Source organism: Mesorhizobium sp. M0830 (assembly GCF_040319965.1).
GTDB lineage: Bacteria > Pseudomonadota > Alphaproteobacteria > Rhizobiales > Rhizobiaceae > Mesorhizobium.
The window spans coordinates 101,791-128,608 of record NZ_JAMYOR010000007.1; the positions used below are offsets into that span (position 1 = coordinate 101,791).

Genomic DNA, 26,818 nt, shown 5'->3' on the forward strand with positions numbered 1-26,818 from the left:
CACACTTTTCCTGAAATTGCTCGAGCGGCGGCACTGTCGCCGCTTCGCCGCAAGCTGTCCAGAGGTGGGCAGGCGGCCGGGCCGGGCCCGCAAGACAATTCGCCGCCGCAAACCCAAAAATACAGCACCGCCTGTCCTTTTATGCGCGCAAGAGACGCTGTAGTACTTTGTTCGCGCGCGGGATTCTTTTCGATCCAAGATCAGCGCAAACAAGAACAGATCCCGGCTTCGGGACCATTGGCGGCCGGATCGGCTTGCGGGAGACGGACGATGGCGGATGCAAAGACGGACGTGGCGGGCGATGCGATGCCGCTGTTCTATTCCACGCCGGAGGCGCTCAACCCGGTGCGGCACGGCTCGCTTGGCCTGACCGCGCGCAGCGACTTTTCGTTCGCCCGCTCGGCGCACGCCATTCCGGTGGTGGCGTCGGAAATGCCCGCGGCGATGCGCTCCTACCCGATCGTCTTCATCGGTGCCGCCAAGGCGCCGGTGATCATCACCGGCGTGCGCCAGAACGAAAACCTGTTCGTCGATGCCGACGGCCGGTGGACCGCGCCGCACTATGTTCCCGCCTATGTCCGCCGCTATCCCTTCATTCTGGCCGACGACCCGAACGCGCCCGGCCGACTGACGCTGTGCGTCGACCGGGCAAGCGAGCGCGTTGTCGACCAGCTCATGGCGCCGTTCCGCGACGACAAGATCGCGCCGTTCTTCAGCGGCGCCGAGGCGACCGATGCGACGAAGCAGGCGCTCGCCTTCTGCGATCAGTTCCAGATCGATTTCAGAGCCACCCGCATCATGATCGACAGGATCGACGCGCATGGCCTGTTCGCGCCGCGCCAGAGCAAAGTGACGCTGGAGGGCGGCGAAGTGCTCAACCTCACCGATTTCCAGGTCATCGACGAGCCGGCCTTCAACAAGCTGAGCGACGAAGCCTTCCTCGACCTCAGAAGATCAGGCGCGCTCGGCCTGCTCTACTGCCACCTCGCCTCGACCAACAGCTGGACGTCGCTGGTGCACCAGGCATCGCTGCGAACCACGAAATTGCCGCCCGTCAGGCCTTGAGGTGGAGTGTCACCAGCACGAAACATTCCCCACCTTCCTCGAAGCGGGCCGTTACACGCAGCCAGTTGCCGAAATGCGTCAAGCGCGCCATCGCCATGCCGTCGCGTCGGTTGGGCATGCGGAACTCGGTGCCCTCCGGCAACCACCGCATCCCGTCCGGCGAGATTTCGACTCGTGCCATCGGCACGGGACCGCTAGGCTCCTTCAAGGCCCGAACGAAGAAAATCGCCTCGCGCGCCCATCCCGCCTCATAAGGTTCACTGGCGGCCTCACCGCTCCATCGCTCGTTGCGCGCGACAATGGCGGTAATGCTCTCGGGCAGCATCAGAAATCCCCCGAAAGAGGAACGCGCGCTTGGCGACGTCGGTCTCGGCGAACACGCAGAAATTGAGCATGCACCAGAGGTTCTTCATGGCCGGAATGTGAATCGACTCGAAACCAGACAAATCGAAGCTGCGGTCGTTGCAGCGCAGGGCGAGCGCCCGCATCGACTCCAGGTCGAAGTCGAAACACAGATAGGTCCAGTTCACCTTCGTCGGGATCTCATTGTAGCAGAGGCGCTGCGCGCCGCCGGCAATGTCGATCCAGCCCTCCGGCGAGAGATGGTAGTGGCTGATCGTCTTGTTCTCGGTGCCGAGCGGGATAATGCGTTCCGTTTCACGCTTGTATTGCCATTTTTGCAGATGCTGGCCGTCGAGCGCATTGAGGAAGCACAGATGCGGCATGACCCTGTCATCGCTGTTGTCCCGGTCTCCGCCTTAGAGATCGAACAGGAAGCCGACCGAACGCACTTCCGTTTCCGACAGCTTCAGTTCGGTGGCCTCCGGCTTGAAGGTCGTGGCGGGGTCACGCCAGCGCCCAATTAGCGCTACGAAGCAGACCTTCAGCCTGGAAGCTGGGCCCGGCTTGCCACGTGGCATATCCAGGAAGCGCGTCCCCCTCCTGAACTAGGCACCGTTTTCGGCTCTATGCTATGCTATACCTGCACGACGAGCCCCTTCCTTGATCGCAGCGAGGGCAAGAGGATTGGTGACAGGATAGGTTCGGATGAAGTTCTCGACGGTGAACCTTGGAAACTCGACGGCAATCCGCCTGGCGATCGACTGCGCCTGCGCCGGCTCTTCGAGCAGCGCGTGGCACAGGGCACGGAACATCAGAGTGACGGGAATATCCGGCGGACTTTGGCACAGCGACGACAGACTGTCGGCATAGCGACCGGCGACGAACCGCGCCCGGGCGAGCTGCGCGTAGTACCAACTCGGAGCCTGCGGATTGAGGCGAAGCGCCCGTTCGGCAAGAGCACAGCCTTCTTCCGGGTTTCCACACACGAGAGCTCGGCTTGAGGCAAGCATCGACAGCACATCGGCGTCATTGGGTGCCAGGGCCAGCGCCCGGTCGTATTCCTCTGCGGCCCCGCTGATATCGCCGTCAAGGGCGCGGAGAGCGCCCATGTAAAGGCGCGTCATCGGATCGGTAGGGTCGAGCGCCAAAGCCGTTTCCACGCATTCTCGCCAGCGCTCGACCGAAGCGGCTGAATCTGGCGTGAAGGCATTGAAGGCATCGACCGCATGTGCCAATCCCAACGTCATCCAGGCCCGCGCGAAGCCGGGGTCAAGTTCCACGGCGCGGGACAGCATGCGTATGGCTTCTGCCCTCGCCTCGGTCGTGAATCTGTCGTGCAGTTCCACCCCGAGTAGATAGCAGTCGTAAGCACCCAGGCTCGAGGGAGGCTTCCGCCGAGCCACCTCGCGCCCGAGATTGGCGAGCTTGCCGAAAGTACCTGCCAGGGCATTGATGACGTTCTGTGTGATGCTGTCCTGCATGAGAAAAAAATCATCGGTCGATTCGTCGAACCGCGCCGACCAAAGGTTGGCTCCGGTCCGGGTGTCGACCAACTGCACCGCGACGCGGACACGCTGTCCGATCGCCTGGAGGGTGCCTTCCAGCAGGTAATCGGCGTTCAGTTCCCGTCCAACCGAGCGTGTGTCGCTCGCCCGTCCCCGATAGGACTGCATGGTCTGGCGCGAAATGACCGCAAGGTCGGGATAGCGCGCCAGGTCGCCGATCATGTCGGCCGACAGGCCGTCTGCCAGCCGCGTCCAGCCGTCGTCGGCGCTCAGGTTTTCGAACGGCAAAACCGCAATTACCGGCGGCTTACTGTCGTCGCCGGAAGAAGGGCCTGGTTTGGCACCGACGATCTTGCCCGCAGTGGCGGGGTCGATCAAGACACGGTACACGCAAACCGGTTCGGCGATACTTTTCATTTTCTGCTCGCCGAGTGAGGCAAAGCCGATCGGCACCTTTCCCCTCACATGGTCGCAGGCGGTGGCGGAAATTGCGATTCCTCCAGGTTCCGCCAGCCCTTGCAGCCGATCGGCGATGTTCACCGCATCGCCGTGGATGTCGTCACCCTCAACGATAACATCGCCCAGATTGATGCCGATGCGGAAATCAAGCCGCCGTCCTGGCCGCGTCAGAACGTTCACCTCCGCCTTCTGTTGCTGGATTTCGACCGCGCAGCGCAGCGCGTCGACCACACTGTGGAACTCGACCAGCATCCCATCACCCATGGTTTTCACCAGTCGACCATGGTGCGCAGCGATCCGTGGCTCGAATACTTCGTTCAGATCGGTTCGGAAAAGCGCACGCGTACCCTCGTCGTCGATCTGGCTCAAGCGGCCATAGCCGACAACATCGGCAATCAGGACGGCTGCGAGATGACGTTCCATCCCCCATTCCTTCGCGGATTGTTACCCGCGTTCCAAGCTTACAGCAGGTCGCAGGTTGATGCCATTGCCGCCGCCCCTGAAAGACAGCTTTTCGGGTCTGTGTATCTTGCTGCATGAGAGCCCGAATGTCGGACAGGGTCATGATCTTCGATCACATGGCATGTCCGCTTCCGAGCCAGGATTCCACGCCGTGAACGACCGGTTAGGTGAGTTCACGTCGATTCATGTGAGCGCCTGAATGTCCGCTTCCCACATTCCAAGCGTCGAAGCCACAGGTCCGCTTTGGCTCCGCCAACGGACGGTCCACTTTCCTCTGACGGCCTGGCAGCAGCCTGGTCTGCCCATGGCGATCAACGATGCAGCCCTAGCCGCTGTCGTGCGTTCCCCACGGAGACTGGCACTATTGTCGGGACAGCCCTTATGCTCCGCGCTGTCTACCAGGGGAGATCTTCTGCACGACAGAAGAACCGGCTTTACTCTCAGCGACAAGAAACTTGCACCACATTCGCCAATCGGCCTGTGACATGTGGATTTAGTCGTCGGCGTCGAAGAACTCGATGTCCGCGCCGAGAATCTCGGCGGCGGCACTGGCCTCTGCGGAGCGTCAGCCTTCCTGCTTCCAGGCCCGGGCCCGCCACTTCGAGCGCACACCGAGGATCGCCTTTCGATTCGCGACAGTGGTAGACTGTACCTGGCAGCAGGCTGGTTGGAGAAAGCCCCACCGTCATGAAACCGATGACCGAAGAGCACCTTGCGATTTTACGCAGGCACATGGTCGAGATGATTGCGATCCATGCCGACCTTGCAAGCGAAGAACTCGGCAAGGCAACGCTCGATGAGCGGGTGATGGCATCGATGCGGCGGATCCCGCGGCATCTTTTCGTACCAGCCCAGGTCGCGTCCTATGCCTACCAGGACATGCCGCTGCCGATCGGCTTCGATAAGACCGTCTCGCAGCCCTTCATTGTCGCTCTGATGACTGATCTCCTTGCTCCCCAACCGCACCAGGCAGTGCTCGAGATCGGAACTGGCCTGGGCTACCAAGCCGCAATCCTCGCGGAACTCGCCGGACAAGTTTGGAGCGTCGAAATCATCGAGGAATTCGCAAGCCATGCCAAGGCTCTGCTGCAGGGCCTCGGCTTCTCCAATGTCGGCATTCGTGTCGGAGACGGGTCTCGCGGCTGGCCCGAGCACGCCCCATTCGACAGGATCCTGGTTAGCGTGGCGGCTGAGCGGACGCCGCCGGCTTTGCTGAACCAGCTCAAGCCAGGGGGACGCCTTGTTCTGCCTTTGGCGTCTGAAGACGCACAGTTTCTGACTGTCATCGACAAGGACGTGGCAGGGCAACTCAAGACTCGGAAACTCATCCCCGTTCGGTTCAGCCGGCTCGAAACCGTCTAATGAGGACCGCGCAACTGACGCAACCGCGCTTTCCGACCGTCAACCGGATGCCAGCCTTCGGCATTTCTTCGCCCATGGTGACGCAAAGAAAAGATCCGTCTCGGCCAGCGGCGACAGGCAAGTGATTGGGCGCCAGGGTGTGACATGGCGGATCGATTGCAAACTTTCTGGTTACCGGCCCTGTGGCAAAGAACGCTCGACCATTTTCGGAGGGGTGCTTTGCCATTTGCCGGTGACGCTGTGATTGCTGCGCGGCGGAAGCCGAACGCGCTAAAGCGAAATGGTCTACTGATACCGAGTAGGCGTTGAGACACTCGCCAAAACCATTCTCACCTAACTACCTGATATTTATGTTGAAACTGGCGCACCCGACAGGATTCGAACCTGTGACCTCTGCCTTCGGAGGGCGCTATATCGCTTTCGCTATGATACGCTATAGTATCCAAAACTCCTAATAAAACCAATATGATAGCGCGCGTCACGTCGCCGGGCATATCCATTTTTTGCCTTGAGCTGCTCCCATTTGGTTGCACTATGGTTGCAACATGGAGAACCCCAGAAGAGGCAAGATGCCCAAGCTTAGCAAACGCGCAATCGAGAGCCTTCGGTCAGATGGCACCAAGACAGGAACCCTCTACTGGGATACCGAGCTCAGAGGGTTCGGCGTCAGAGTGTTCCCATCCGGCCGAAAGACATTTGTGGTCAAGTTCCGTACCCACAGTGGACGCCAGCGATGGCTGAAGATTGGCGCCTATGGTCCACTGACCGCGGAGCGCGCACGCGACCTCGCGAAGATCGAGCTGGCCAAGGTCGTGGAAGGCAAGGATCCGGCGACGCTTCGGCACGATTTGCGAAATGCGATGTCCGTCTCTCAGCTCTGCGAGCTCTACATGGAGGCCGCCTCGGCCGGCCTGGTTCTTGGCCGCAAGGGACTACCCAAGAAAGAAAGCACGCTGTCAACGGATCGATCCCGCATTGAGGCGCATATCAAGCCTCTGCTGGGACAGCTCAAGGCCAGAGCGGTTACGCGAATGGACATGGAGCTGTTCAAGACAGGCGTCGTAACCGGAAAAACTGTTAGAGACGAAAAGCTCGGGCCGCGGCGTCGGTCGATCGTGAAAGGCGGCAAGGGTGCGCTGACTCGCACGCTAGGGCTGCTTGGTGCGATCTTTGCCTGGGGCATCGATAGTGGGCATGTCGAGCAGAATCCGGTGCGCGGTGTGCGTCGTTTTGCGGATGCGCAGAAGAAGGCACTCCTAACCGGCGATCAGTATCGCGCGCTGGCAGAAGCCCTTCATGCACTTGAGCAGAAACGCGATCGCCACGGCGCACCTAGGCACAGCCAGATTGGAATCGCTGCCATTCGCTTCATTGCGCTGAGCGGTGTCCGGCGTGGCGAATGTCAACAGTTGCGCTGGGACGAGGTCGATGCTCTGGGAACTTGCCTCGCCCTTGGCGAGACCAAGACCGGACCATCCTTGCGGCCGCTCAGCCAGGCTGCATTTGCGATAATCGATAGCTTGGAGCCGATTTCGGACTACGTGTTTGCCGCCGGGCCTGAGCAAGCGGGTTACCAGGGGCTACCTGGCCTCTGGGAGATGGTTCAGAAAACGGCACGCCTTTCGGCTGAAACCGCCGCGGCCAGGTGCCGTGACGAAAAGCCTCCTGAGGTCGGCCCGCTCGATGGCGTGACTTTGCATAGTCTGCGCCATAGCTTCGCGGGCGTTGCGGAACAGCTCGGGGCGACGATTCCGACGATTGCCGCGATGCTGGGGCATCGGCTCAGCGGGGTGACCGGCGGCTATATCCTGAAACGCAAGCTCAAACGCGGAATCGAGACAGCCAACCATTGAATGCCGTCAGGTTTGACGCTATATTGCGTCATAACATGCGGCAATCGTAGGAAGCAGCTGATGGGCCTAGTTCAATATTCCGACAATGGGTTTTTCGCGCCGCGCAAGATCGCGGAAGCTCTCCGAACGACCAGCGAGGAAGTTGCGAAGACTGCCGGCCTCGGCAAGGACGCCGTCCAGCGCAAAGACCGCGTTCGGTCGGACAAAACCCAGCGCCGGCTGCGCGAAATGGTGGAGATCGTCAATAAGGTCGAGCCGCGCTTCGGCTCGGCGCTCATGGCCTATGCGTGGTATCGGTCCGAACCGTTGCCCGGCTTCTCCGGGCAGACGGCCATGCAATTGGTCCGTAGCGGTCGGGCTGACGAGGTGCTCGACTATATCGACGCTGTCGATGCCGGCATCCACGCCTGACCCGGTGGATGCGGTATCGAGGCAAGCTCTATCGGGCGCTAAACCCCATTTACGCACGCGCGCCGCTTTCGGGTCGCGGTGCTGAGCTTTACGGCGGTCGGTTCAATCCGAAGGGCACTCCCGCACTCTATACATCCCTCTCGGTGCTGACCGCGCTGCGGGAAGCAAATCAGGTCGGCAATTTGCAACCGACGACACTGGTCTCCTATGACGCTGAGATCGGGCAGGTCTTTGACAGCCGGAACGAACAGGCGCTTTTGGCCGAGGGGATAGATGCAACTACACTTGCTGATAACTCCTGGCGCGACCAGATGAAGGCGACCGGTGAGGCAGTGACGCAGGCATTTGCCCGAAGACTGATCGGCCTTGGCTATCACGGATTGGTCGTCAGGAGCTTTGCGCTGGGCGCGACCGCGGACGATGTCAATCTCGTGCTCTGGACGTGGGGAGATGCCCCGCCCTCTCGCCTGACCCTTATCGACGATGAGGGTCGGCTGTCGCGGTGAGCTGGTACGGCGGCCCGGAAGACCGGTTTCCTCGGCGGCATTCTCACCCCGTGCATGAGACCACCGCAGAAATGATCCGGGTGATCGCCCTAACGGGCTACTGGCGCAGCGAGGTCGTCATTCTGCGTTGCGGCGAAGTCGATATCGAGGGCAGTTGCCTGCGCCTGGGCGATGCGTTCCGGATATCGGCATGGCCTAATTTAATTTAGCGTCACGCCGTAGAAGAACCGCAGCGCGCACCGTCTGGTTCAGCGCCGGCCACCATATCCCGGTCGAAACGAGATACATCTGGAAGGCGCGGACGTCCTCCAGACCAAGGCGCTCGGCCGAAATACCGAGAAAACTTAGCGACTGCGTAAATGTAGGATCACTGCGTTGCCGGCGATAGATTGCGGACCGTAATGTCCTCGATCATGCGACGGCGCAGAGGGCTCATCTCGGCCATTTCTCATCTCCTGTTCTCAAGATTACGCTTCAACGGCCGCAATCCTTCAAAACAGAAGCCTTATCCGAAAACCCTCGCACCAAATGCCGCGTCAGCGGCTTGGTTCAATCTCGAATCCCTTAAATCGCGACGTGCTTTAGTCGAGAAGTTCATGCGACGAGCTGTGTGATCCTGTCAGCATCGTCCACATTGGCTCCAGCTCCGGCAGCAATCCAGCTGCTACCCTGATTGTTGTTTGGCCAAATCGGCCGGCCTCAACCAGAGGCGAACTCGGCGAGATCGTCTGCCGCTTCACTGATACCGTGCGCAGCCGCGCGCTCGAGCCAAAGACGACCGGCCACCGGGTCGCGCTCACCAGCGAGACCTTTCAAGAGATAACGTCCGAGCATGAGTTGAGCTTGGCTATGCCCGAGCTCCGCGGCGGCGGCGAACCATTTCTGCGCCGCGATCTGGTCTATCGGCACGCCCTGGCCGGCGCCGTACAGCGCGCCAAGCGCAAACATCGCCCCAGCGTGGCCGTCGACGGCAGCCCGCTCAAACAGCTGCATTGCAGCCTTTGGCTCTCGCGAGCCTCCACGCCCGTTGAGCAGCATCTCGGCGAGCGCCACCCGTGCGTCAAGTACGCCGGCCTCGGCCGCCCGCGCAAACCATATGCGAGCCTGTGTTGGGTCGGCCGCAACGCCGCGTCCATCCTGGAGGAGGCGGCCATACATGTATTGCGCCTCGGCGACGCCCTCGGCTGCGCGTCTCAGCCAGTGTGCCGCTTGCCCCTCGTCCTGGCGAACGCCGACGCCCTTGGCAAAACAGAGCCCAAGGTTGAATGCCGCGATGAGGTCGCCCGATGATGCAGCTGCCTCGAACCATCCGGCGACGCTTGCACCGTCGTCCGTTTCGCCGGCTCCTCCGAGGACAAGATTGGCGAGGTCGACCTGAGCTTCCTGATTGCCGCCATTTGCAGAAGTGCGCAGCAAGCGTGCCCCCTCCTCGACATCCTCGGCCACACCGTTTCCCGTCAAATAGAGCGAAGCCAAAGCGCGAGCGGCGGCTTGGTGACCCGCTTCAGCCGCTCGCCGATACCAGTTTGCGGCTTCAGCAAAATCCGGCCGCTGCGTCTTCACATAGCGATCGCCGAGAAGATAGGCTGCCTCGATGTTGCCAGCCAAGGCGGCACGCCTCAACCACGCCTCTCCGGCAGCAATATCCAGATCGATGAGTCCACCATCGATCAATGCCAATCCCAACCGGAACTGGGCCGAGGGAAGGCCCTTCTCTGCGGCAGCCAGATAGAGTTGGGCGGCTGCAGGCATGTCGCGTGGCACGCCGAGCCCGTGCTCGCTCAGGACCGCGAGAAGATACGTTGCGGTGGGCAGGCCAGCACTGGCCGCGCGCCTCACCTCGTCTGCAATCCTGACCCGGTCTTCTTGCCTGCCGCGCCGGGCCAGCGAGAGGGCAAGGCCGAGACATCCTTCGGCGCAGCCGGCGAAAGCCGACTTCTCGTACCAGCGGTGCGCTGCATCCGCATCGCGCATCGGTTCGGGGCCGCTGGTAAGGATATAACCGAGGATCGCCTGTCCCGTTGCCGAGCCCGCCTCGGCCGCCTTCGTGGCAAAGGCGAACGCTGCCGTGAAGTCCGGTTCGCCCGAGGAATCCCGTTTGAACAAGTACTCCGATTCTGCCCCCTTGCCATCGGCTTCCGCCGTCGCCAGCCCGGTGACGTAGAGAGCGGCGAGGAGTGCCTGCGCATCGGCGCTCCCGTGGTTGGCTGCCTGCAGCAGCCATCGGGCGCCTTCCATGCGGCTCGGCGGCACGCCCGAGCCTTCGAGATAGCAACGCGCGATCCGGTACTTGGCGTCAACGATCCCTGCCCGCGCCGCTGCCGCCAGAAGCGGAAAGGCTTCAGCGGCTTTGCCGCTGTCAGCTAGCTGGATCGCCCGGCGCAACGCTGCCGCAGGGAAGGCGAGACGGGTTAGCCGATCCAGGATTGTCATCGATCCGAGCCTCCGAGTTCCTCCAGTTCTCTATGGCTCCCGCATCGCCTCCTGGCCGATCGGCAGCATCACACCGAGAATGTACTTGAGTATCGTGCGCCGACCGACCTTTACATCGGCGGTCACCGGCATGCCAGGGCTGACGGAGAAACCGGCTGGCACACCGTGGAGGGCGGTCTGGTCGATGGAAATCCGCGTGCGATAGAACGGCTCGGCGTCAGAAGGCAGCATCGCCAGCGAGCTGTTAGGATCGCGCGCTTGTTCTTGCGCCGAGAAAGAATCAGGGCTGACTGCCCGCACGGTGCCATGGGCGAGGCCATATTGCGAATAGGGGAAGGTGTCGAATTTGATGACCACTGGATCGCCGACATGTACAAAACCACTGCTCGTTCCAACGATGTTTGTCTCGATCTCGAGCGGCGCGTCGGCCGGCACCAGTGTGATAAAGCGTTCCCCTGACTGCATGACCGAGCCGACCGAGACCTTTGCCACCGACTGGACGATGGCGTCCGATTGGCTCTTCAACTCGACCAGCTGTTTTCGAAGCTTTGCCTTGTTCAGGAGTTCGCGGGCGTCCGAGATTCGCGAGCTCGCCTCCGACAAGCTCTGCGAGACATCAGCTCGCCAGCCCTGGATGTAGCCGTCGCGCTCAGCGGCCACCGCTGCTTGCTGACGCTTGGCGGCTTCCGCGGTCTGCTCGGCATTGCCGAGCGCCCGGGACATTTCTGCCCGGTTGTCCTCGGCAAGGAGCGTATTGAGGCGGCTCCCCACCTGCCTTGCCTCGAGCTGCTTACGCATCTGTTCGATCGAGGCCGCGACCGTGAGCCGCTGGCGGTAGCCGTCGGCATCCGATTGCGATCGCGAAATCACCGAACTGAGTTCGTCGCGCTGGCGTTCGAAATTCTCCACCTTAGCGTCGTAGACCGCCTTGCGGTGCTCGTATATCGACACCTGCAGGGTCCAACTCGGGTCGAGGCCGTTGTAGGTGAACGCCTGGCCGTTGGCCTCGGCCTTCAACCGCGCCACCTCTGCTTCAAGCGTCGAGACCTGCATCGCCAGTGCCGCCAGGTCGGCTGAGGCAAAGGTCGCGTCGAGGCGGGCGAGCAATTGGCCGGCCTGGACACGCTGTCCCTCCCGTACTTCGATCGAGCGGACGATCGCTGTCTCGAGCGGCTGCACGACGATGTTGGGCGATTGCGAGACCACCAGCCCTCTGGTCGTCACAACCTGATCGACCGGTATCAGTCCCGCCAGGGCGATCAGCGCAATGACCAGGCTCGAAACGATCCAGACGATGCCGCGAGCTGCCTGCGGAATAGGCGCATTGGCGACAGCCGTCGACGGCCACTGGAACTCGAGTATGGCTGGCGTCGTCGCATCCCTCGTTTCCATCCGATGCCACCGGGCGGGTAGGGCGGTGAGAGAGGTGCTGCTCATGGTTTACCGACCTGATGCGAAAGTGAGCCGCGCGACATGGTCAAACCAACCGCGGCGGAACGGCGACCGGGCGGCCGTGGCGACCGTCGAGGTGCCGGTTCTGCTGCGACCACAGCTGGCGATAGAGCGCGCACCGTTCGAGCAGGATCGCATGCGGTGCGACATCGAGTACCTTGCCCTGGTCCATGACCAGGATGTTGTCGCACTCGGTCAGGGACGAGAGCCGGTGTGAAACGATGATCATCGTGCGCCCGCTGGCGATACGCATGAGGTTGGCGCTGACAACCGCCTCGCTCTCCGGGTCGAGTGCGCTGGTCGCTTCGTCGAGGATGAGAATGGTCGGATCATGGATGAGGGCACGTGCGATCGCCAGCCGCTGCTTTTGACCGCCTGACAGGTTGGGCGAACCTTCCTCGATGTAGGTGTCATAGCCATTGGGCATGCGCTCGATGAATTCCTGGGCGCCGGCGAGATGCGCCGCTCGCATGGCGTCGGAAAGCGTCAGGCCCGGGCGCCCGGCGATGATGTTGTCGCGGATCGATCCACGGAACAGAAAGTTGTCCTGGAGGACCACGCCGAGGCTTTGGCGAAGATGGCGCAGGTTGATTTCCTTGAGATCGACGCCGTCAAGCTTGAGGAAACCGCTGTAGTCGCGGTTGATCCCCTGCAGGAGGCGCGCGATCGTCGACTTTCCCGAACCGCTGCGGCCGACAATGCCAAACACGGTGCCGGCTGGAATGTGGAAACTGACCCGATCGAGTGCCGGTGTCTTGGTAGCGATATAGCTGAAGGTCAGGTCGCTGAACGCGACCTCGCCGACGAGCTTGGGTCTCAGACCGGTTGAATTCGAGCTGCTTTCCAGCGGCCGGTTGAGGACCGACGCTGCCTCGCCGATGGCCGCACCGACCTCTTCGTAGTCCTCAACCAGTCGCGCCAGTCCAACCAGCGGCTGCGCCACGCGCTGGGCGATCATCATGAACGCAAACAGGCCGCCGACCATGTAGCCCGAGCGGTCGTTCATCGCGAGATAGGCGCCGATCAGCATGGTGCCGAGCACCATCATCCGTTCGAGCGGCGTGACCAGGGTCTGCGGCCAGCTTGCCAGCTGTCCGAAGGCGAGACGCGCCTTTCCCGCTTCCGCCACGCGCTCATCCCAGAGCGCCTTGCGCTGTGGCTCGAGGCCGAGCGCCTTCACCGTCTTGATACCGACGACAGTCTCGCCGATCGCCGCAGACTTCCAGGTTTCGGCGTCGACCACCCGCTGGTATCTGCGGCGCAACGGCTTAAGAAAAGCAAGGATGATCAGCATGATCACGACCGCGCAAGCCAGCACGATCCAGGCGAGGGCGGCGTTGATGTAGAACATGACCGGCACCAGCACGCACAGCGTAATCATATCCAGGAACGTGCTGAGGAGTTTTCCGGTCAGGAACTCGCGGATGCGATAGACCTGGGCGAGGTGATACATCGTCTCGCCGGCCGGATGACGCTCGAAATAGTCGAGCGGTAGTCGCAAGAGCCGGCTGAAGACGTGCAGCTGCAGCTTGGTGTCCAGACGCGCGCCGACGACATTGATGATCAGTCGTCGCGCGTGACCAAGCAGCGTCTCGTAGACAAAGACCACGGCGATTACCGCCGACAGCAACACCAACGTCGAGATGCTGTTGAACTGCAGCACCTTGTTGACCACCGTCATGACGATAAGCGGCGGCAAAATCGTAAGGATGCTCAGCGTGAACGAGCCGATGGTGACGTCACGCAGAGCGCGGCTTTCGAGGCGCACCAACTCGGCGAGCCAGCGAAAGGTGAAGGGCGCGTCGGCCGCGACATAGGATCGTGATGCGCGCAGCAGCACGGCGTCGCCCGTCCACACCTGCGACAGTCGCAACTCATCGATGGCGATGGCTTCACCATCATCTGATGCATCCGCACGTTTCAGGAAGACGATGTTTCGCTCGGCGTTCGCCCCCGTAAGGAGAGCCGCGCCGCCATCGTTGAACAACAGCACGACCGGTCCTGTTTCCTGGAAGCGCAAAAGGTGGGACCAGCGGATGCGGACGGCGCGCGACCACATACCGGCATCCTGCGCCCACTGGGACAGATCGGCGGCGGCCGGATCCGCGCCCGCGGCCTTGAATTCGTTCGGGTCGAGCTCGACACCGTGATAGCGGGCGGCCCGCAGCATCGCCTTGAGGCGTGGCCCGATCTTGTCGAGCTCGGCGGGGCCGCTTGGACCCTGCGTTATGGTGCTCTCGCCGCCAGCCGCGTGACCTTGCGCGGTACTGGAGTCGATCGGGGCCGGCTCGATTCCGGCGTTCGCGGGGATGGTCACCATGCACCTGTCTTCCGGTACGCGAGCGAACTCGACAATACCCGGGCCGACGTGCCTCTGCCGAGGGTTCCGATCATGCCCGCTTGTACTCCTAATTGAGCCGCCGCGCGACTCTCGCGCCAATCCGTGTCCGGGGATGATTAACGCGCGAACCTCGCTGTCTTGCGATGTTCGCGCGTTATTCCCCTTCTCCGGAGGTCTCTCGTCAAGCTTCTCGCTCACTCATGCGGCTTCAGAAGATCCTTTAGGGTCGTCTTGGCTGTGTGATCGATGCTGGCGGAGCCCGTACCGTGCTTGGTCGTATCCAGGGTCTGGTCCGTACTCGCGCCTGACGTCTGGTTCTGCTGGTGACCAAATCCCTTGATCGTGTCGAGGACATTCAGGAGATCGGTCGTCACCGAGCCGGCCGCAAGGCCGATCAGGTGGTTTAGTGAGGGCCCCCCGGCGGTAACGCTGCCGGTCGAGCTCGACTGCAGGAATTGCCCGGTGTCCTTGAGGCCGAGCGAGTCGGACGTGACGTTGGTGGTCGTCTGGGTCGTCGTCGCCAGGGTTGTGGTCGTCGCAACAACCGCGTCGTGATGACCACCCGAGGGTCCAGTCGCTCCGGTTGCGCCGGTGGCACCTGTCGCGCCCGTGGGTCCGGTTGGCCCGGTCGCTCCGGTCGGCCCGGTTGCGCCAGTCGCACCTGTCGTGCCCTTGGGTCCGGTTGGCCCGGTCGCTCCGGTCGGCCCGGTTGCGCCAGTCGCACCTGTCGTGCCCTTGGGTCCGGTTGGTCCGGTTGGTCCGGTTGGCCCGGTCGCTCCAGTCGCACCCGTCGTGCCCTTGGGTCCGGTTGGTCCGGTTGGCCCGGTCGCTCCGGTCGGCCCGGTTGCGCCAGTTGCACCCGTCGTGCCCTTGGGTCCGGTTGGTCCGGTTGGTCCGGTCGCTCCGGTCGGCCCCGTTGCGCCAGTTGCACCCGTCGTGCCCTTGGGCCCGGTTGGTCCGGTTGGCCCAGTCGCTCCGGTCGGCCCGGTTGCGCCAGTGGCACCTGTCGCGCCCGTTGCTCCGGTACCGCCGGTCGAGCCTGTGGCACCAGTCGAACCCGTGGCTCCGGTTGAGCCGGTTGCGCCGGTGGCTCCGGTCCCGCCGGTCGCACCAGTGGCTCCGGTTTCGCCGGTCGCACCTGTGGCTCCGGTCCCGCCGGTCGCGCCAGTGGCTCCGGTTTCGCCGGTCGCACCTGTGGCTCCGGTTTCGCCGGTCGCACCTGTGGCACCCGTCTCGCCGGTCGCGCCAGTCGCTCCTGTTCCGCCGGTCGCACCAGTGGCTCCGGTTTCGCCGGTCGCACCTGTGGCTCCGGTTTCGCCGGTCGCGCCAGTCGCTCCTGTCCCGCCGGTCGCACCAGTGGCTCCGGTTTCGCCGGTCGCACCAGTGGCTCCGGTTTCGCCGGTCGCGCCAGTCGCTCCGGTCCCGCCGGTCGCACCTGTGGCTCCGGTTTCGCCGGTCGCACCGGTGGCTCCGGTCCCGCCGGTCGCACCTGTGGCTCCGGTTTCGCCAGTCGCACCTGTGGCACCCGTCCCGCCGGTCGCGCCAGTGGCTCCGGTTTCGCCGGTCGCGCCAGTGGCTCCGGTGACGCCGGTCGCGCCAGTCGCTCCGGTTCCGCCGGTCGCGCCAGTGGCTCCGGTTTCGCCGGTCGCGCCAGTGGCTCCGGTCCCGCCGGTCGCACCAGTGGCTCCGGTTTCGCCGGTCGCGCCAGTCGCTCCGGTCCCGCCGGTTGCGCCTGTGGCTCCGGTTTCGCCGGTCGCGCCAGTCGCTCCGGTCCCGCCGGTTGCGCCTGTGGCTCCGGTTTCGCCGGTCGCACCTGTGGCTCCGGTCGCGCCTGTAGCGCCGGTCGAACCTGTAGCGCCCGTCCCGCCCGTAACACCGGTGGCACCCGTGGCACCTGTCGAACCTGTGGCTCCGGTTGCACCGGTCGAGCCTGTGGCGCCAGTCGCGCCGGTAGAACCCGTAGCGCCAGTGATACCGGTTGCGCCGGTTGCGCCAGTCGCTCCGGTCGCACCTGTAGCGCCGGTTGAACCCGTCGCGCCAGTCGAACCGGTGGCACCGGTCGGGCCTAGGTTGCTCGCAAAAGACGAAGTCGAGAACGTATCACCACCGGAAGTCGCATTCATCGTTGCGGCTACCGTGACCACAAGAGTCATACTTCCGGCACCACTGGTGCTATAAGTATATATGGCATAACCATCCGTGTTGCTCGGTACGATAAATGTATTCGAGAAGTTTGTAAATCCGGATGGCGCTCTTGAGGGTAGGGTAAAACTAGAGACGATCGTTCCAGTGGTAGTATCTACCAAATAAAAAAGATTGTTTGCTGCACTGCCGCTGCTGGTTGCAATTGTTCCACTTATTGTAAGGTCATAGCTAAGTATTCCGCGATAGACTTCTACCCCGTTGGGAGTTAGTAGTGCAGGAGCTGACACCTCGTATGCATTTCGCCCCACAAGTTCCCAAGTGCCTCCCAGTGAAGCAGCACCGATTTTCCCAGCGGCCGCTCTTACGTCCGCGCCTGTTGCATCCTCCAGCGCCCTGACAAGTGCCTCACCAGCAGCGCCACGGCCCGTCTCGCAACTCCATAGCCGCAGGTCGCCGTTCTCGGCCAACGCCCGGCCGATCGCCGCCAGGTCGCGAGCGTCACGCGCCAGCGTCTCAGCAGACCATTCGCCGGCCGCGAAAGCGACGCGTCCAGGGGCGCCGTGGGCGATGACGTGCACCGCCGCAAGGCCTCGCCGCCCGGCCAGCGCCCGAGCCATCTGCGCGGCCGCGGGCCGCGTGGCATCGAGGAGCACCGGTTGCACGCCGGCCCGCAGCTCGGCCAGGAGGGTGCTGACGTCGCTGACGGCAGGATCGATGAAAACAATTTCGGTGGCATGATCGCTCCGAGGGTATTCGGCCGAAGCCTCCCGTGCTGATGCGGAAAGGCGCGCGGGGCTATGGAAGGGAACCGGGTTGTTCAGCATGGCCTTATCCTCTCGATCCAACGGCGCCGGATGGAGGCGCGGGCATATCCACCGTGAAGCCGGCCGAAGTGAACTTGCCGGTTTCGTCGAAGACGCCGACGTCAAGACCCGTCGATTCGCTGGGCACCCTGACGGTGATCCGGAAGGGCTTGTTCGCCATGTTCGGCAGATTGATGTTGCCGACGATCGCACCGCGGTCCCTGTCCACCACGAAGTAGGTTGTGGAGCCGGTCGCCGAGCCGCTTGGGATCAGGCCGGATACCGTGATCTCGATTGCCGCCAGAACTGCTGCGTAGCTCATGATACCCCCCAGGGTCAGCGGCGGCCGCGCCATGGCGTGCTCCGCCCGCAAGTTCAGTTTCCAGTCGCCGCCAAGCGCCGGCGACCCAACCAGGTCATTCGCCGCCGCGACCGGCGTTCCCGCCGCGCGCGACAGCGCATCGATAAATTCCGTTCCGGCGGCACTGGCGCCGGCGTTGCAGCTCCACAGCAGCAGTTCGCCAAGGCCACCCAGCGCCTGGCCGATCGCGGCGAGGTCGAGCGCATCGCCGTCCAGCGTCTGCGTCGACCACTCACCGACAGCGAAGCACACCCGACCAGGCGCGCCGTGTGCGATGACGTGCACCGCGTCGAGGCCGTCGCGACCTTCGAGCGCCAGCGCCATCTGGCGCGCGGCCGGGCGTTCGGCGTCGAGCGCGATCGCCTCGACCTCGGGTCTCAGGTTTCGCAGGATTGTGCCGAGATCGGATACAGAGGGATCGACGAAGACGAGCTCGCGGCCCATGGCGAAATCCTGTCCATATCGATTGGGTTCAAGCTGAAAAGCGACACCGGGCTTGGCCGGACCGACCGCGCGGGCAGGGCGCGAGGTTCTGATGGCGTCGTGGTCGTCAGGGAAGGGGTTGTCGACGCAGGAACGGCCCAGCGGCCGGTCTCCGAATGCGGTAACCCATGGCTGCTGCAGAGATGCAGGTTTATCGGCGCTGGAATTCGCTCCGCGCCGGCCCTCACGCAATGTCACTGTACCCACTCCCACAACCGGGCGCCGACGGATCGGCGCCAACACGCGAAGGAACTCCAGAACGGGAAACCTGTCCGCCTCCGCCGATGGCAAACGTACACGCGGTTTGTCATTGGCACGTCCCAAGAACGCGCCTTCTTCATTGTCCGCGATGTGGCTTTACGACCCTAGACCCCTCTGTCCCATGACTCCTGCAGAACCTCCGGCCACCGACCGTGAGACCTGCGGACATCCCTCATATGCCCGTATATTAGTAAAGTCGAAATTTAGCGATTTGTAAACTATTAAGTAGAGAACTGGTAAATGGCTAGGAATAAGGCCGCAGGGTTTGCGTCAATATTGAAGGGTCGAAGCTGCGCGAATTCGTTTTAATATCGGGGGCTTGGCGTCCTCGTTTCAGTTCCCGCCATCTGCAAACACCCATCATCGCCAGAGGCAAAAGAAAAGCGCGGACCGGCTGCCAAGGAGTCCGCGTAGCCCCTTTTTTCAACTTGGACCAGCTCCGGTCCGTGATCCGTTCAACACTGCTGCCCAACTCGTGCGGCTTCAGGAGATACTCAGAGCCGTCTTGACGGTGTGGTCGTTGCAGGCCTCCCAGATAATTCCGACCACACCAAAAAAACCGCGTGTCCGGACATATAAGTGATGCAAAAATTAGGGGTTTTTGGAATATAAGGTAACGGGCCGATAGGTACCCAGGGACAAGGTGGCAGGCATTGCTCGACGGCATCTGTAAGAATTCTCTGAGAATCGCAGGCTTAAAGCTTCCGCTTCAATTCTCGTCATCGCGCCGCTTTAATCGACGTAGACTCTCGCGGTTGTTCGCAGGGTGGCTGCGTATTGACCACACAGTGGGTTTCTCGACCTTGACGCCATCTGGTATTGGCAGTGAAGTGGGCACGCGGAATTGGCCGACACGTCTTGGCCGCACCCGGACAAGCAAAAATGATCGGGACCGCAGGGGGGAATGCATGAACAATGCGAGCCGTGGTGCGGCGCACCAGACCGATCCTGGAGTCCGAAGAATGGCACTACCCGGGCGTGACGGACCGTTGGCGTGACCAACATCGGCCTATGCATGATCGTCAAGAACGAGGCAAAGGTCATCCTGCAATGCCTGAGCAGCGCGCTTCCCATCGTTGACTATGTGCTCGTCGTCGACACGGGTTCCGAGGACGGTACGCAGGACCTCATTCGCGCCTTCCTGGCCAAGCACAATGTCGATGGCGCAGTCATCGACGAGCCCTGGCGGGACTTCGCCTACAACCGGACTTTCGCCCTGGACCGGTTACGTGAGGTTGGGACTGTCGACTATGCGATGATCATCGACGCGGACGATGTCGTGATCCCGAGCCCCACCTTCGATCCGGTCGTATTCAAGTCGCAGATGGAACACGATTTATATGACGTTGAGGTATCTGATGGCGGTATTTCGTATTATCGCCCGCAGATCTGTCGGAACCGGCTGGCCTTCTCCTTCAAGGGAGTTCTGCACGAATATCTCCAGGGCCCTTCTAGCCATCTCACATGCGAGACCGCCAAGGGTTTCAGAATAGCATCGGGGCGAAGCGGAGCACGCAGTCAAAACCCGCGAAAGTACCAGGACGACGCGGTCGTTCTTGAAAATGCGCTAGCGACGGAGACCGACCCCTTCCTTGTTTCGCGATACACCTTCTATTTGGCGCAGAGCTACAGGGATTCCGGTGAACCTGAAAAATCACTGGCGAACTATATGAAGCGCGCCGAACTGGGCTTTTGGGATGAGGAGGTCTATGTCAGCCTGCTGGAGGTGGGCAACAGCATGGTGGCGCTGGGACGGCCGTTCGACGAGATCGTTGCCGTCTTTGAGCGCGCCGCGCAGGTCGTTCCGGCCCGTGCCGAGGCTTTTCACGCCGCGAGCCTCTATTGCCGCAACCAGAGCCGGTATGCGGAAGGAACGGAATTCGCGCGTCGAGGGCTTGACCTTGCTCAACCCGCCGGACTTTTCGTTCGGCCCTGGGTCTACGACTACGGACTGCTCGACGAGTTTGCCGTCAACGCCTACTGGACAGGCGCTTATCGGGAATCGCTCGACGCCTGTCTAAAATTGCTCGCCACCGACAAATTGCCGGCGGACATGGCGAAACGTGTGGCAGCCAATGCGCGCTTTGCCGCCGACAAGCTTTCAGCCAATGAGCCCTCGAAACTTGCGGTGTTCGGGACGGCGGCGCCGACTAGCGCGGCAGTAAGCTCTTGGGTTCCGGAACGACCCGCGGCGGGCACCGAGCTCATGGTTGAAGGGTTGAGAGAGCGGTTAGGGGAAGAACTCGAGCGGATCAACCTCCAAGTGAACCACCCAGGGTACGATAAGACCGATGTCAGGCCCTGTGTCGTTTGGATGCATCATGATGTCGACCAGCCGTGGGTTCAGTGGTGCACTGATAGGGAACTTGTCGATTCTGTTCGTTGCTTTGTTTTCGTGTCGTACTGGCAAAGAGAACAATACCTGACCACCTTCGGGCTGCCTCCGGATCGTTGTGTGGTGCTTCGACACGCGCTGGACTTGAGCCCGGATCCGCGACTGTGGGAAACGCGATCGACCTGGCGCTGCGCATACACAAGCACGCCGTTCCGTGGACTTTCCGTACTCCTTGATGCCTGGCAGCGCCTCAGTCCCGCCAATGCCGAACTCCATGTCTGGTCGTCGATGAAACTTTATCTGGAGGATGACAGTCCCTACCAGCACCTCTACGATCGGGCGCTGTCCATGCCGGGTGTACTATATCACGGCATTGCGCCCAATTCCGAACTCCGCAACACGTTGCGGTCCATGGATTTCCTGATTTATCCCTGCACATTCGCTGAAACCGCGTGCCTCGCCGCCATAGAAGCAATGGCCGCAGGCTGCCGCATTATCATCCCTTCCTTGGGTGCGTTGCCCGAAACCACGGCCGGCTACGCACGCGTCTATCCATTCAATCCCGACGCACAGGAACATGCCGTAACGTTTGCCGAGAACCTGGCTGACGAGTTGGAGACGCCGTGGGGAGGCCGGCCGGGGTTGTCGCTGAGCCAGCAAGCGCACTGTGCTGCGGTGTACGATTGGCCGCTGCGCTTGCACGAATGGCGACAGATGATCCAGCGACTCACGCGTAGGAGATGGTAATGCGTATCGTTCCAGTATCGGTTCGTCTATGGGTGTTGGTGATGACGAAGCCCGGATCGCAGCGGCGACTGCCGATGATATGGCGCGTGATAGTGATTCAAGGCGGCTCTTCCGAATTTTCCACAATACATGCCGCAAACGCGAAGATGACGACATAAGAGTATATAGGGGTCAGCATGGGCTACAGATTTCACGTCTTAGGAGTACCGCACACAATAACTGTAAAAGAGTACTCCGCCTGTGCATTCACGCAAAAAATTCTGAAACTATGCAAGATGCTTAAATCGCGCGGTCACACCGTAATTCACTACGGTCATGAGGATTCGCGTGTTGAATGCGACGAGCATGTCACTGTAACCAAGCGCTATGATTTACACAGATCCTATGGTGACCACGATTGGAGGACGATGGGTTTCCCTCCTTATCGTCTCGATGATCATGTTTATAAGGTTTTTTATGCAAAAACGATCGCCGCATTGCACGAGCGCAAGCAACCCAAGGACTTCCTGCTCTGCGCATTTGGTGGAAATCACAAACCGGTCGCCGATGCGCACCCGGACATGATCGTTTGTGAGCCGGGCATTGGCTATCCCGATGGCGGATTCGCGAAATTTCGTGTCTTTGAGTCATATGCTGTTATGCACGCCTACCTCGGGCAGGCGATGGTCAAAACATCGAGCAATGACATGTGGTACGATGTTGTCATTCCAAATTACTTTGAGCTTGACGACTTCGAATTCTCGACGACCAAAGATGATTATTTTCTCTTTTTGGGGCGGGTGAACTCTGCCAAGGGTATTCACATTGCGCTTCAAATCGTTGAAGAAATTGGAGCTCGATTGGTAGTTGCCGGCTCAGGTGCTGTTGACGGTAAGCTAGCGCGCACCAGTCGGCCCATTGAGGAATATATTGACTTTGTCGGCGTCGTTGGGCCCGAAGAGCGTAAGCGCCTGATGGCAAGGGCCAAGGCTACGCTCGCTCCCTCGACTTTCCTCGAACCGTTTTGCGGTGTCCAGATCGAATCCATGCTGTCCGGGACCCCTGTGATTTCCTCTGATTGGGGTGCCTTCGCCGAATATAACCTACACGGCATTACCGGATACAGATGTAGGACGTTCGAGCAATTCACATGGGCGGCTCGTAACATTCACACGATCGACCGGCATGCTTGTCGCAGTTGGGCAGAGCGTAACTTTTCGCTCGAACGCGTCGCTGACCTTTATGATGAATACTTTTATTCGGTCAGAAATGTGTTTGATGGAAAGGGGTGGTACGAGGCAAATCCAATGCGCTCACAGCTCAACTGGCTCCACCGATATCCCCCCAAATTCAACGACGATTTGGATACTCGCACATGAGAAAGTCAGCAGAGCCACACGCTGAGCCGGCCTACGATCGAACCACAAGCCAATCGCCTGTTCGCGTCGTCTTCTATTCCGCGAGCAGTTGGGCGTTGGGAGCGATCCATTATTCTGTTTGTGACCACTTTACCAAGCTAGGCTGGATCGCGGAGCTCAAGCCCTGGGAACAAGGATACAATATCAGCGAATTCCGTTCTGAAATGGAAAAGTATGACTATATTGTTACCCTCCCAAGTGGTGGAACCAGACCACTGCTGAATTCATATGGCATTCCCCGTGAAAAGATTATTCTTGTCGCCCATGATGAAGAGGACATCATTCGACTTCTCCGTCAGGAAGGGACCCCTGCAGCATTTGAGCGCTATGCCGGTTATGGCGTGGTAAGCGATACACTTGCATGTTCGTCACTGGCATTAGGTATTACAAGAGTTCCGGATGTCGTTCGCCTCGGGATCGAGTTCGAACACTATCGCCGTGAAAATGCCCCGACACTGACGAATGTTGGCTACGCAGCAACGATGAGTCGACCGAACGAATACGGCGTCGAACGCAAACGCGGGTTTCTGGCCAAAGAGGCCGCGGAACTGGCAGGTCTCAACTTCTCCGAAGTTTCCAATCTGCCGTTCGAAAAGGTCGCTGATTTCTACGCCACAGTTGGCGCAGTTTTGATGCCTTCGCTGCAAGAGGGGGCGGGTTTGCCCTCGCTGGAGGCCGCCGCTGCGGGGAGATTGGTCATAGGAACTCCGGTCGGCCATTTTCCTCGTCTGGCCTACGAGGGCCTCGGCATACTCGCCCCCTTAGGCGCTAACGCGTTCCGGCGCTTTTCGGCCGAGAAATTGCGGTTCTATAAAGACAATCCCAGCGCTTATGTCGACAGATGCCGCTCGATACAGGAGAGCGCGAAAATGCGCGATTGGAGTCACGTCATAGACGATTGGAGAGATTTGATCCTAAACGCAAATTAGGCGGGAACTCCTTCTCTTCAATAGAGCCTTCCATCAGAAGAGATTTCAATGCGGCGGCGGGACGTTCTTGCCTTCCTTATGGCCGCGATGTACGCGTCGCGAACCTTCGCCTCCCCCGCGCGTTGGGATTCATCCCCAACTTCGAGCGCCCCCATGCCCAAACCCACCGCCCCGGCCTACCTCGCCACCCTCCTCACAGCTCCCATCGAACTCGCGGGCAACTGGGGACACATGCTTCCTCGCTCCGCCCAATCGGTCGTCGAACGCATGCGGCACGCCTGCCTGGATGGCGTCCGCCTCGTCTCCGATCGCCAGCCGACGTGGCTGCGCGTCGACGAGCACACCTCGGGGCCACCGGCGATCTGGCTGCACCCTGACGGCAGCAGCATGGCCTGGATCATCGTCGACATCGGGGAGCGGGACTGGTCGAAGCTTGCCTACCAGTTCGGCCACGAGCTCGGCCACGTCATGGCCAACAGCTGGCAGGCTGACGCCAAGCCGGCGCCGCCCTGCCAATGGTTCGAGGAAGCGATGGTTGAAGCGTTCTCGCTGCGTGGCCTGGGGCGCCTGGCGACAAGCTGGAAGGACACCCCGCCCTTCGCCGGCGATAACGCCTTCGGCGATGCCATCGCCCGATACCGACAGGATATTATCGACCGCTATACGGCGCTCGCCGATAGCCAGGGGCTCACCCGCGACGCCGCGGCGTGGTTCTCCGACCATCGCAGCGAGATCGAAATGCCTGGCCTCAATCCATTCGCCCAGGCGATGTCGGTGGTCATCCTCGCCGAATACGACCGCGCGCCGGACTGCGTCGAGGCGCTGGGTGCACTCAACCGCTGGCCCGGCCGCACCGGCATACCGATCGATGAATATCTGAAACGATGGAAGGGGAGCTGTGCCGAACTGCGGGCCTCGCCCCAACTGCCGGTCCGCCTGCGCGAACTGTTGCGCATTGCGTAATCAGCCGAGGTGAGAAAAGAGACGCTCTACGGAGCGCAAGTGGGAGGCAGAGCCGCCGCGGCGACTGCAGAACGAGGCCCGGTTCGCCTCTAAGGTGGTCCTCGACGGCGATAAGGCCAAGTTAGCGCGCGAGGTCAATGTAGTCTTCTACACGCAAGCGCAGTCGGATTCGGACCCATAGAGGTCGGTATGCGTCGCCGATCGCGTGATGTTGGGGGCAGACGTCATGATCGGCCGCTAGACCATACAGAACCATGCGGGAATATTGATGATTCCGGCCCGCAAAAAAGCCTCCTCTTACTTGATGGCGATTGGGGCAAGGCCCTAATCCTCACAGCCTGGGGCGGCATTGTTGTAGGCGGCATCGACAATGTCCTTCGCCCCATGTTGGTCGGAAACCAGCTCAGGCTTCACACGATTCCCGCCTTCATATCGATGATAAGTGGGCTCGCCCTGTTCGGAGCTTCGGGATTCATACTGGGGCCCTTGGGCGCTACTTGTGACGATGCTGCTCGTAGAGGTGTGGGCGGCGCGCTACAAAAATCCGCAATCACAGGCAACGGGAATGACCTCGTATTGAAGGGTCCGGCGGACGACGACACCGACCAACTGCACGGACAGGCGCACGCACCAGCACCTGTTGGCATTCATTGCCCATCTCGATCCCCAGTCCGCGTGGCCATGAGCCGTTACCGGCGGGATCCGAGTGTCGGGCTGGGCCGCCGCGCGCACCGCAGTTCCGACCAGCGCGCCGATGCCGGCGGTAAGCGCGTGGCGAAGTCACCCCAGACGCGCAGCGTTGCGCGAAGAATGTTGGCGCTGGCGCCGATGGCGCCCAGCAAAAAATCGCACCGACTGGCGTCGCTTGGTTTGCGTCGAAGCGAGCTCAAATGCTCACGCGCGCCTTCCCTTCGGTACAAGCAATGCGCCCAATGATCAGCTAGTCAATTGAAATATAACGGAAAATTGGCGCACCCGACAGGATTCGAACCTGTGACCTCTGCCTTCGGAGGGCAGCGCTCTATCCAGCTGAGCTACGGGTGCTTCCCGGAATCCGGAAAACGTACCAGCCGGTGAACCGGCAAGTCACGGCTTCTTAGCGGAAGCCGCGGCGGGCTTCAACGGGCAAGTGAGTTGTGCGAAATCAAAAACGCTGGTGCACCGAATCAAAGACGAGGGCGCCAATCACGATCCTTCATACGCTCTCAGGAACAACGACTGCGCCTTCTGGAAGTCAGCCATTGACCTGATTGAAACTTGTAGATTACCGGTTCCGTAGTGGCCAATTTTCGTTACATCACGGGTAAAGCCCTCCTCAAGCTCGATTGTCCGTGGGTCTAGCTTGACGTAGACAACGGCAACCTTCGGCTGTGGATAGACCTCAAGGCAGGCGAAGTTCTTTATGCGCTTGAACGCCGTATACAGCTTTAGTTCCTTGACCTGAACGTCGTCTCCAAGGCCGATGAGAAAGTCGCGAATGGCATCATGGAGATCGCGCAAAGCCGGGCTCGCTTGCGATAGGCGGTACGCCATACGGTATGTGGCATAAGGGTCTTCCGGATCTTCGTTCGAGGTGGCCACAGTGGTCTCGCCAGGAGTACTCTTTATGTCGGGTACGGCTGAAAATGTGTTTACCTTGGCCAGTTTCGGTGCGTGAACGAGTTCCAACATGAGCATAGATTCACCAAACTGCCGGTATCTTATCAACTCGATGTTCCGGGCGATCTGCTTTACGGCATGCTGGTCATAGCGGGTGAAATCCCCGGCGACGCAGAGCAGCCTTGGGGCCGAGAAATCGACATTCTTCGCAGCTTCAGGACCAAGCTTTTCCATGGCCAACCATTGAAATTCCTTTCGATGGTCGAGAAGCCAATCAAGGTAAAATAGACCTTGATTGATGACGTTCTCGTTCACCGCGCGCTTATACTCAATGATAACGGGACAATTGTCTTCATCGAGCCCCAACGTGTCGATGCGCCCGCCGTGGACCGGTCCCGTTGAGTGTTCCGTCGCTAGGAATCGAACACCTAACAGGGCTTCAAGGTTCGCCTCAAAGATATGTTGAAGCGATTTTTCGACCTGTATGGCAGAGCCGGCTAGTTCGTGAATCTGCCCTTGGGTGAATTGAAATAGTTTAATATCGCTCAAAAAAGTACCCGCCCAATAATTACTTGAAACAGACTGTCTTGAATTTCCAGCTCAA

The 26,818-nt window shown here is 60.9% G+C and carries 20 protein-coding genes, 1 tRNA gene and 3 pseudogenes; 11 read left to right on the forward strand and 13 right to left on the reverse strand.

Annotation, left to right across the window (positions count from 1 at the left end; translation table 11 throughout):
* Nucleotides 1-270: 270 nt before the first annotated feature.
* Entirely contained in the window at nucleotides 271-1,065 is a 795-nt protein-coding gene (locus NKI20_RS06900; protein ID WP_352829326.1) for a SapC family protein, read from the forward strand.
* Here NKI20_RS06900 and NKI20_RS06905 read toward each other — a convergent pair.
* The 4 genes and pseudogenes from NKI20_RS06905 to NKI20_RS06920 form a co-directional block, all read right to left on the reverse strand.
* On the reverse strand, nucleotides 1,055-1,390 hold the full coding sequence (locus NKI20_RS06905; RefSeq protein ID WP_031260931.1) for a hypothetical protein: 336 nt from the start codon (nucleotides 1,388-1,390) through the stop codon (nucleotides 1,055-1,057). The two genes, NKI20_RS06900 and NKI20_RS06905, sit on opposite strands and share 11 nt — an antisense overlap.
* Nucleotides 1,335-1,793: pseudogene (locus NKI20_RS06910) on the reverse strand (DUF6772 family protein); the annotation flags it as partial. The gene NKI20_RS06905 and the pseudogene NKI20_RS06910, both read right to left, overlap by 56 nt.
* Nucleotides 1,794-1,823: 30 nt before the next feature.
* Entirely contained in the window at nucleotides 1,824-1,985 is a 162-nt protein-coding gene (locus tag NKI20_RS06915) for a hypothetical protein (RefSeq protein ID WP_352829328.1), read from the reverse strand.
* 51 nt (nucleotides 1,986-2,036) lie between these two features.
* Complete coding sequence (locus NKI20_RS06920) at nucleotides 2,037-3,794, reverse strand: adenylate/guanylate cyclase domain-containing protein (protein WP_352829330.1); 1,758 nt, start codon at nucleotides 3,792-3,794, stop codon at nucleotides 2,037-2,039.
* A 726-nt stretch (nucleotides 3,795-4,520) separates the two neighbouring features.
* Between NKI20_RS06920 and NKI20_RS06925 the strand changes: the two genes are divergently transcribed.
* From NKI20_RS06925 to NKI20_RS06945, 5 genes are all read left to right on the forward strand, one after another.
* The gene (locus NKI20_RS06925; RefSeq protein WP_352829332.1) at nucleotides 4,521-5,195 is read left to right on the forward strand and encodes a protein-L-isoaspartate(D-aspartate) O-methyltransferase; all 675 of its coding nucleotides are present in this window, start codon (nucleotides 4,521-4,523) and stop codon (nucleotides 5,193-5,195) included.
* 569 nt (nucleotides 5,196-5,764) lie between these two features.
* Nucleotides 5,765-7,048: a tyrosine-type recombinase/integrase gene (locus NKI20_RS06930; protein ID WP_352829334.1), complete on the forward strand. Its 1,284-nt coding sequence runs from the start codon at nucleotides 5,765-5,767 to the stop codon at nucleotides 7,046-7,048.
* Between the two features lie 60 nt (nucleotides 7,049-7,108).
* Nucleotides 7,109-7,459, forward strand: a complete 351-nt coding sequence (locus NKI20_RS06935; RefSeq protein ID WP_352829336.1) for an MbcA/ParS/Xre antitoxin family protein — start codon at nucleotides 7,109-7,111, stop codon at nucleotides 7,457-7,459.
* 8 nt (nucleotides 7,460-7,467) lie between these two features.
* The gene (locus NKI20_RS06940) at nucleotides 7,468-7,965 is read left to right on the forward strand and encodes an RES family NAD+ phosphorylase (RefSeq protein ID WP_352829338.1); all 498 of its coding nucleotides are present in this window, start codon (nucleotides 7,468-7,470) and stop codon (nucleotides 7,963-7,965) included.
* 71 nt (nucleotides 7,966-8,036) lie between these two features.
* Entirely contained in the window at nucleotides 8,037-8,174 is a 138-nt protein-coding gene (locus NKI20_RS06945) for a hypothetical protein (RefSeq protein WP_352829405.1), read from the forward strand.
* Here the strand turns inward: NKI20_RS06945 and NKI20_RS06950 are convergent.
* The 7 genes and pseudogenes from NKI20_RS06950 to NKI20_RS06980 form a co-directional block, all read right to left on the reverse strand.
* A pseudogene (locus NKI20_RS06950) lies at nucleotides 8,172-8,410 on the reverse strand (phage integrase N-terminal SAM-like domain-containing protein); the annotation flags it as partial. The gene NKI20_RS06945 and the pseudogene NKI20_RS06950 overlap by 3 nt on opposite strands.
* Nucleotides 8,411-8,664: 254 nt before the next feature.
* Nucleotides 8,665-10,398 (reverse strand): tetratricopeptide repeat protein, encoded by a 1,734-nt coding sequence (locus NKI20_RS06955; protein WP_352829340.1) that lies wholly within the window; start codon nucleotides 10,396-10,398, stop codon nucleotides 8,665-8,667.
* Nucleotides 10,399-10,428: 30 nt separating this feature from the next.
* A complete protein-coding gene (locus tag NKI20_RS06960; protein ID WP_352829342.1) occupies nucleotides 10,429-11,790 on the reverse strand; it encodes an HlyD family type I secretion periplasmic adaptor subunit in 1,362 nt (453 codons plus the stop codon).
* Nucleotides 11,791-11,875: 85 nt separating this feature from the next.
* Nucleotides 11,876-14,170 (reverse strand): peptidase domain-containing ABC transporter, encoded by a 2,295-nt coding sequence (locus NKI20_RS06965; protein WP_352829344.1) that lies wholly within the window; start codon nucleotides 14,168-14,170, stop codon nucleotides 11,876-11,878.
* Nucleotides 14,171-14,385: 215 nt separating this feature from the next.
* Nucleotides 14,386-16,344: a hypothetical protein gene (locus NKI20_RS06970; protein ID WP_352829407.1), complete on the reverse strand. Its 1,959-nt coding sequence runs from the start codon at nucleotides 16,342-16,344 to the stop codon at nucleotides 14,386-14,388.
* A gap of 234 nt (nucleotides 16,345-16,578) precedes the next feature.
* A pseudogene (locus tag NKI20_RS06975) lies at nucleotides 16,579-17,160 on the reverse strand (DUF4347 domain-containing protein); the annotation flags it as partial.
* 4 nt (nucleotides 17,161-17,164) lie between these two features.
* Nucleotides 17,165-17,944, reverse strand: a complete 780-nt coding sequence (locus NKI20_RS06980) for a DUF4347 domain-containing protein (RefSeq protein WP_352829346.1) — start codon at nucleotides 17,942-17,944, stop codon at nucleotides 17,165-17,167.
* A 1,294-nt stretch (nucleotides 17,945-19,238) separates the two neighbouring features.
* Here NKI20_RS06980 and NKI20_RS06985 point away from each other — a divergent pair.
* The 5 genes from NKI20_RS06985 to NKI20_RS07005 all read left to right on the forward strand — a co-directional run bounded on the left by NKI20_RS06985 (nucleotide 19,239) and on the right by NKI20_RS07005 (nucleotide 25,551).
* On the forward strand, nucleotides 19,239-21,326 hold the full coding sequence (locus NKI20_RS06985; RefSeq protein ID WP_352829348.1) for a glycosyltransferase: 2,088 nt from the start codon (nucleotides 19,239-19,241) through the stop codon (nucleotides 21,324-21,326).
* A 176-nt stretch (nucleotides 21,327-21,502) separates the two neighbouring features.
* Nucleotides 21,503-22,684, forward strand: a complete 1,182-nt coding sequence (locus NKI20_RS06990; protein ID WP_352829350.1) for a glycosyltransferase — start codon at nucleotides 21,503-21,505, stop codon at nucleotides 22,682-22,684.
* Nucleotides 22,681-23,652 (forward strand): glycosyltransferase, encoded by a 972-nt coding sequence (locus tag NKI20_RS06995; RefSeq protein WP_352829352.1) that lies wholly within the window; start codon nucleotides 22,681-22,683, stop codon nucleotides 23,650-23,652. The genes NKI20_RS06990 and NKI20_RS06995 overlap by 4 nt, the downstream gene beginning before the upstream one ends.
* 153 nt (nucleotides 23,653-23,805) lie before the next feature.
* Nucleotides 23,806-24,615, forward strand: a complete 810-nt coding sequence (locus tag NKI20_RS07000; RefSeq protein WP_352829354.1) for a hypothetical protein — start codon at nucleotides 23,806-23,808, stop codon at nucleotides 24,613-24,615.
* Nucleotides 24,616-24,804: 189 nt separating this feature from the next.
* Nucleotides 24,805-25,551: an AI-2E family transporter gene (locus NKI20_RS07005; RefSeq protein ID WP_352829356.1), complete on the forward strand. Its 747-nt coding sequence runs from the start codon at nucleotides 24,805-24,807 to the stop codon at nucleotides 25,549-25,551.
* Nucleotides 25,552-25,582: 31 nt separating this feature from the next.
* On the opposite strand, the gene NKI20_RS07010 is transcribed toward NKI20_RS07005, so the two are convergent.
* Nucleotides 25,583-25,659 (reverse strand) — tRNA-Arg (locus NKI20_RS07010).
* A 141-nt stretch (nucleotides 25,660-25,800) separates the two neighbouring features.
* Nucleotides 25,801-26,763: a DUF5655 domain-containing protein gene (locus tag NKI20_RS07015; protein WP_352601625.1), complete on the reverse strand. Its 963-nt coding sequence runs from the start codon at nucleotides 26,761-26,763 to the stop codon at nucleotides 25,801-25,803.
* Nucleotides 26,764-26,818: the final 55 nt, after the last annotated feature.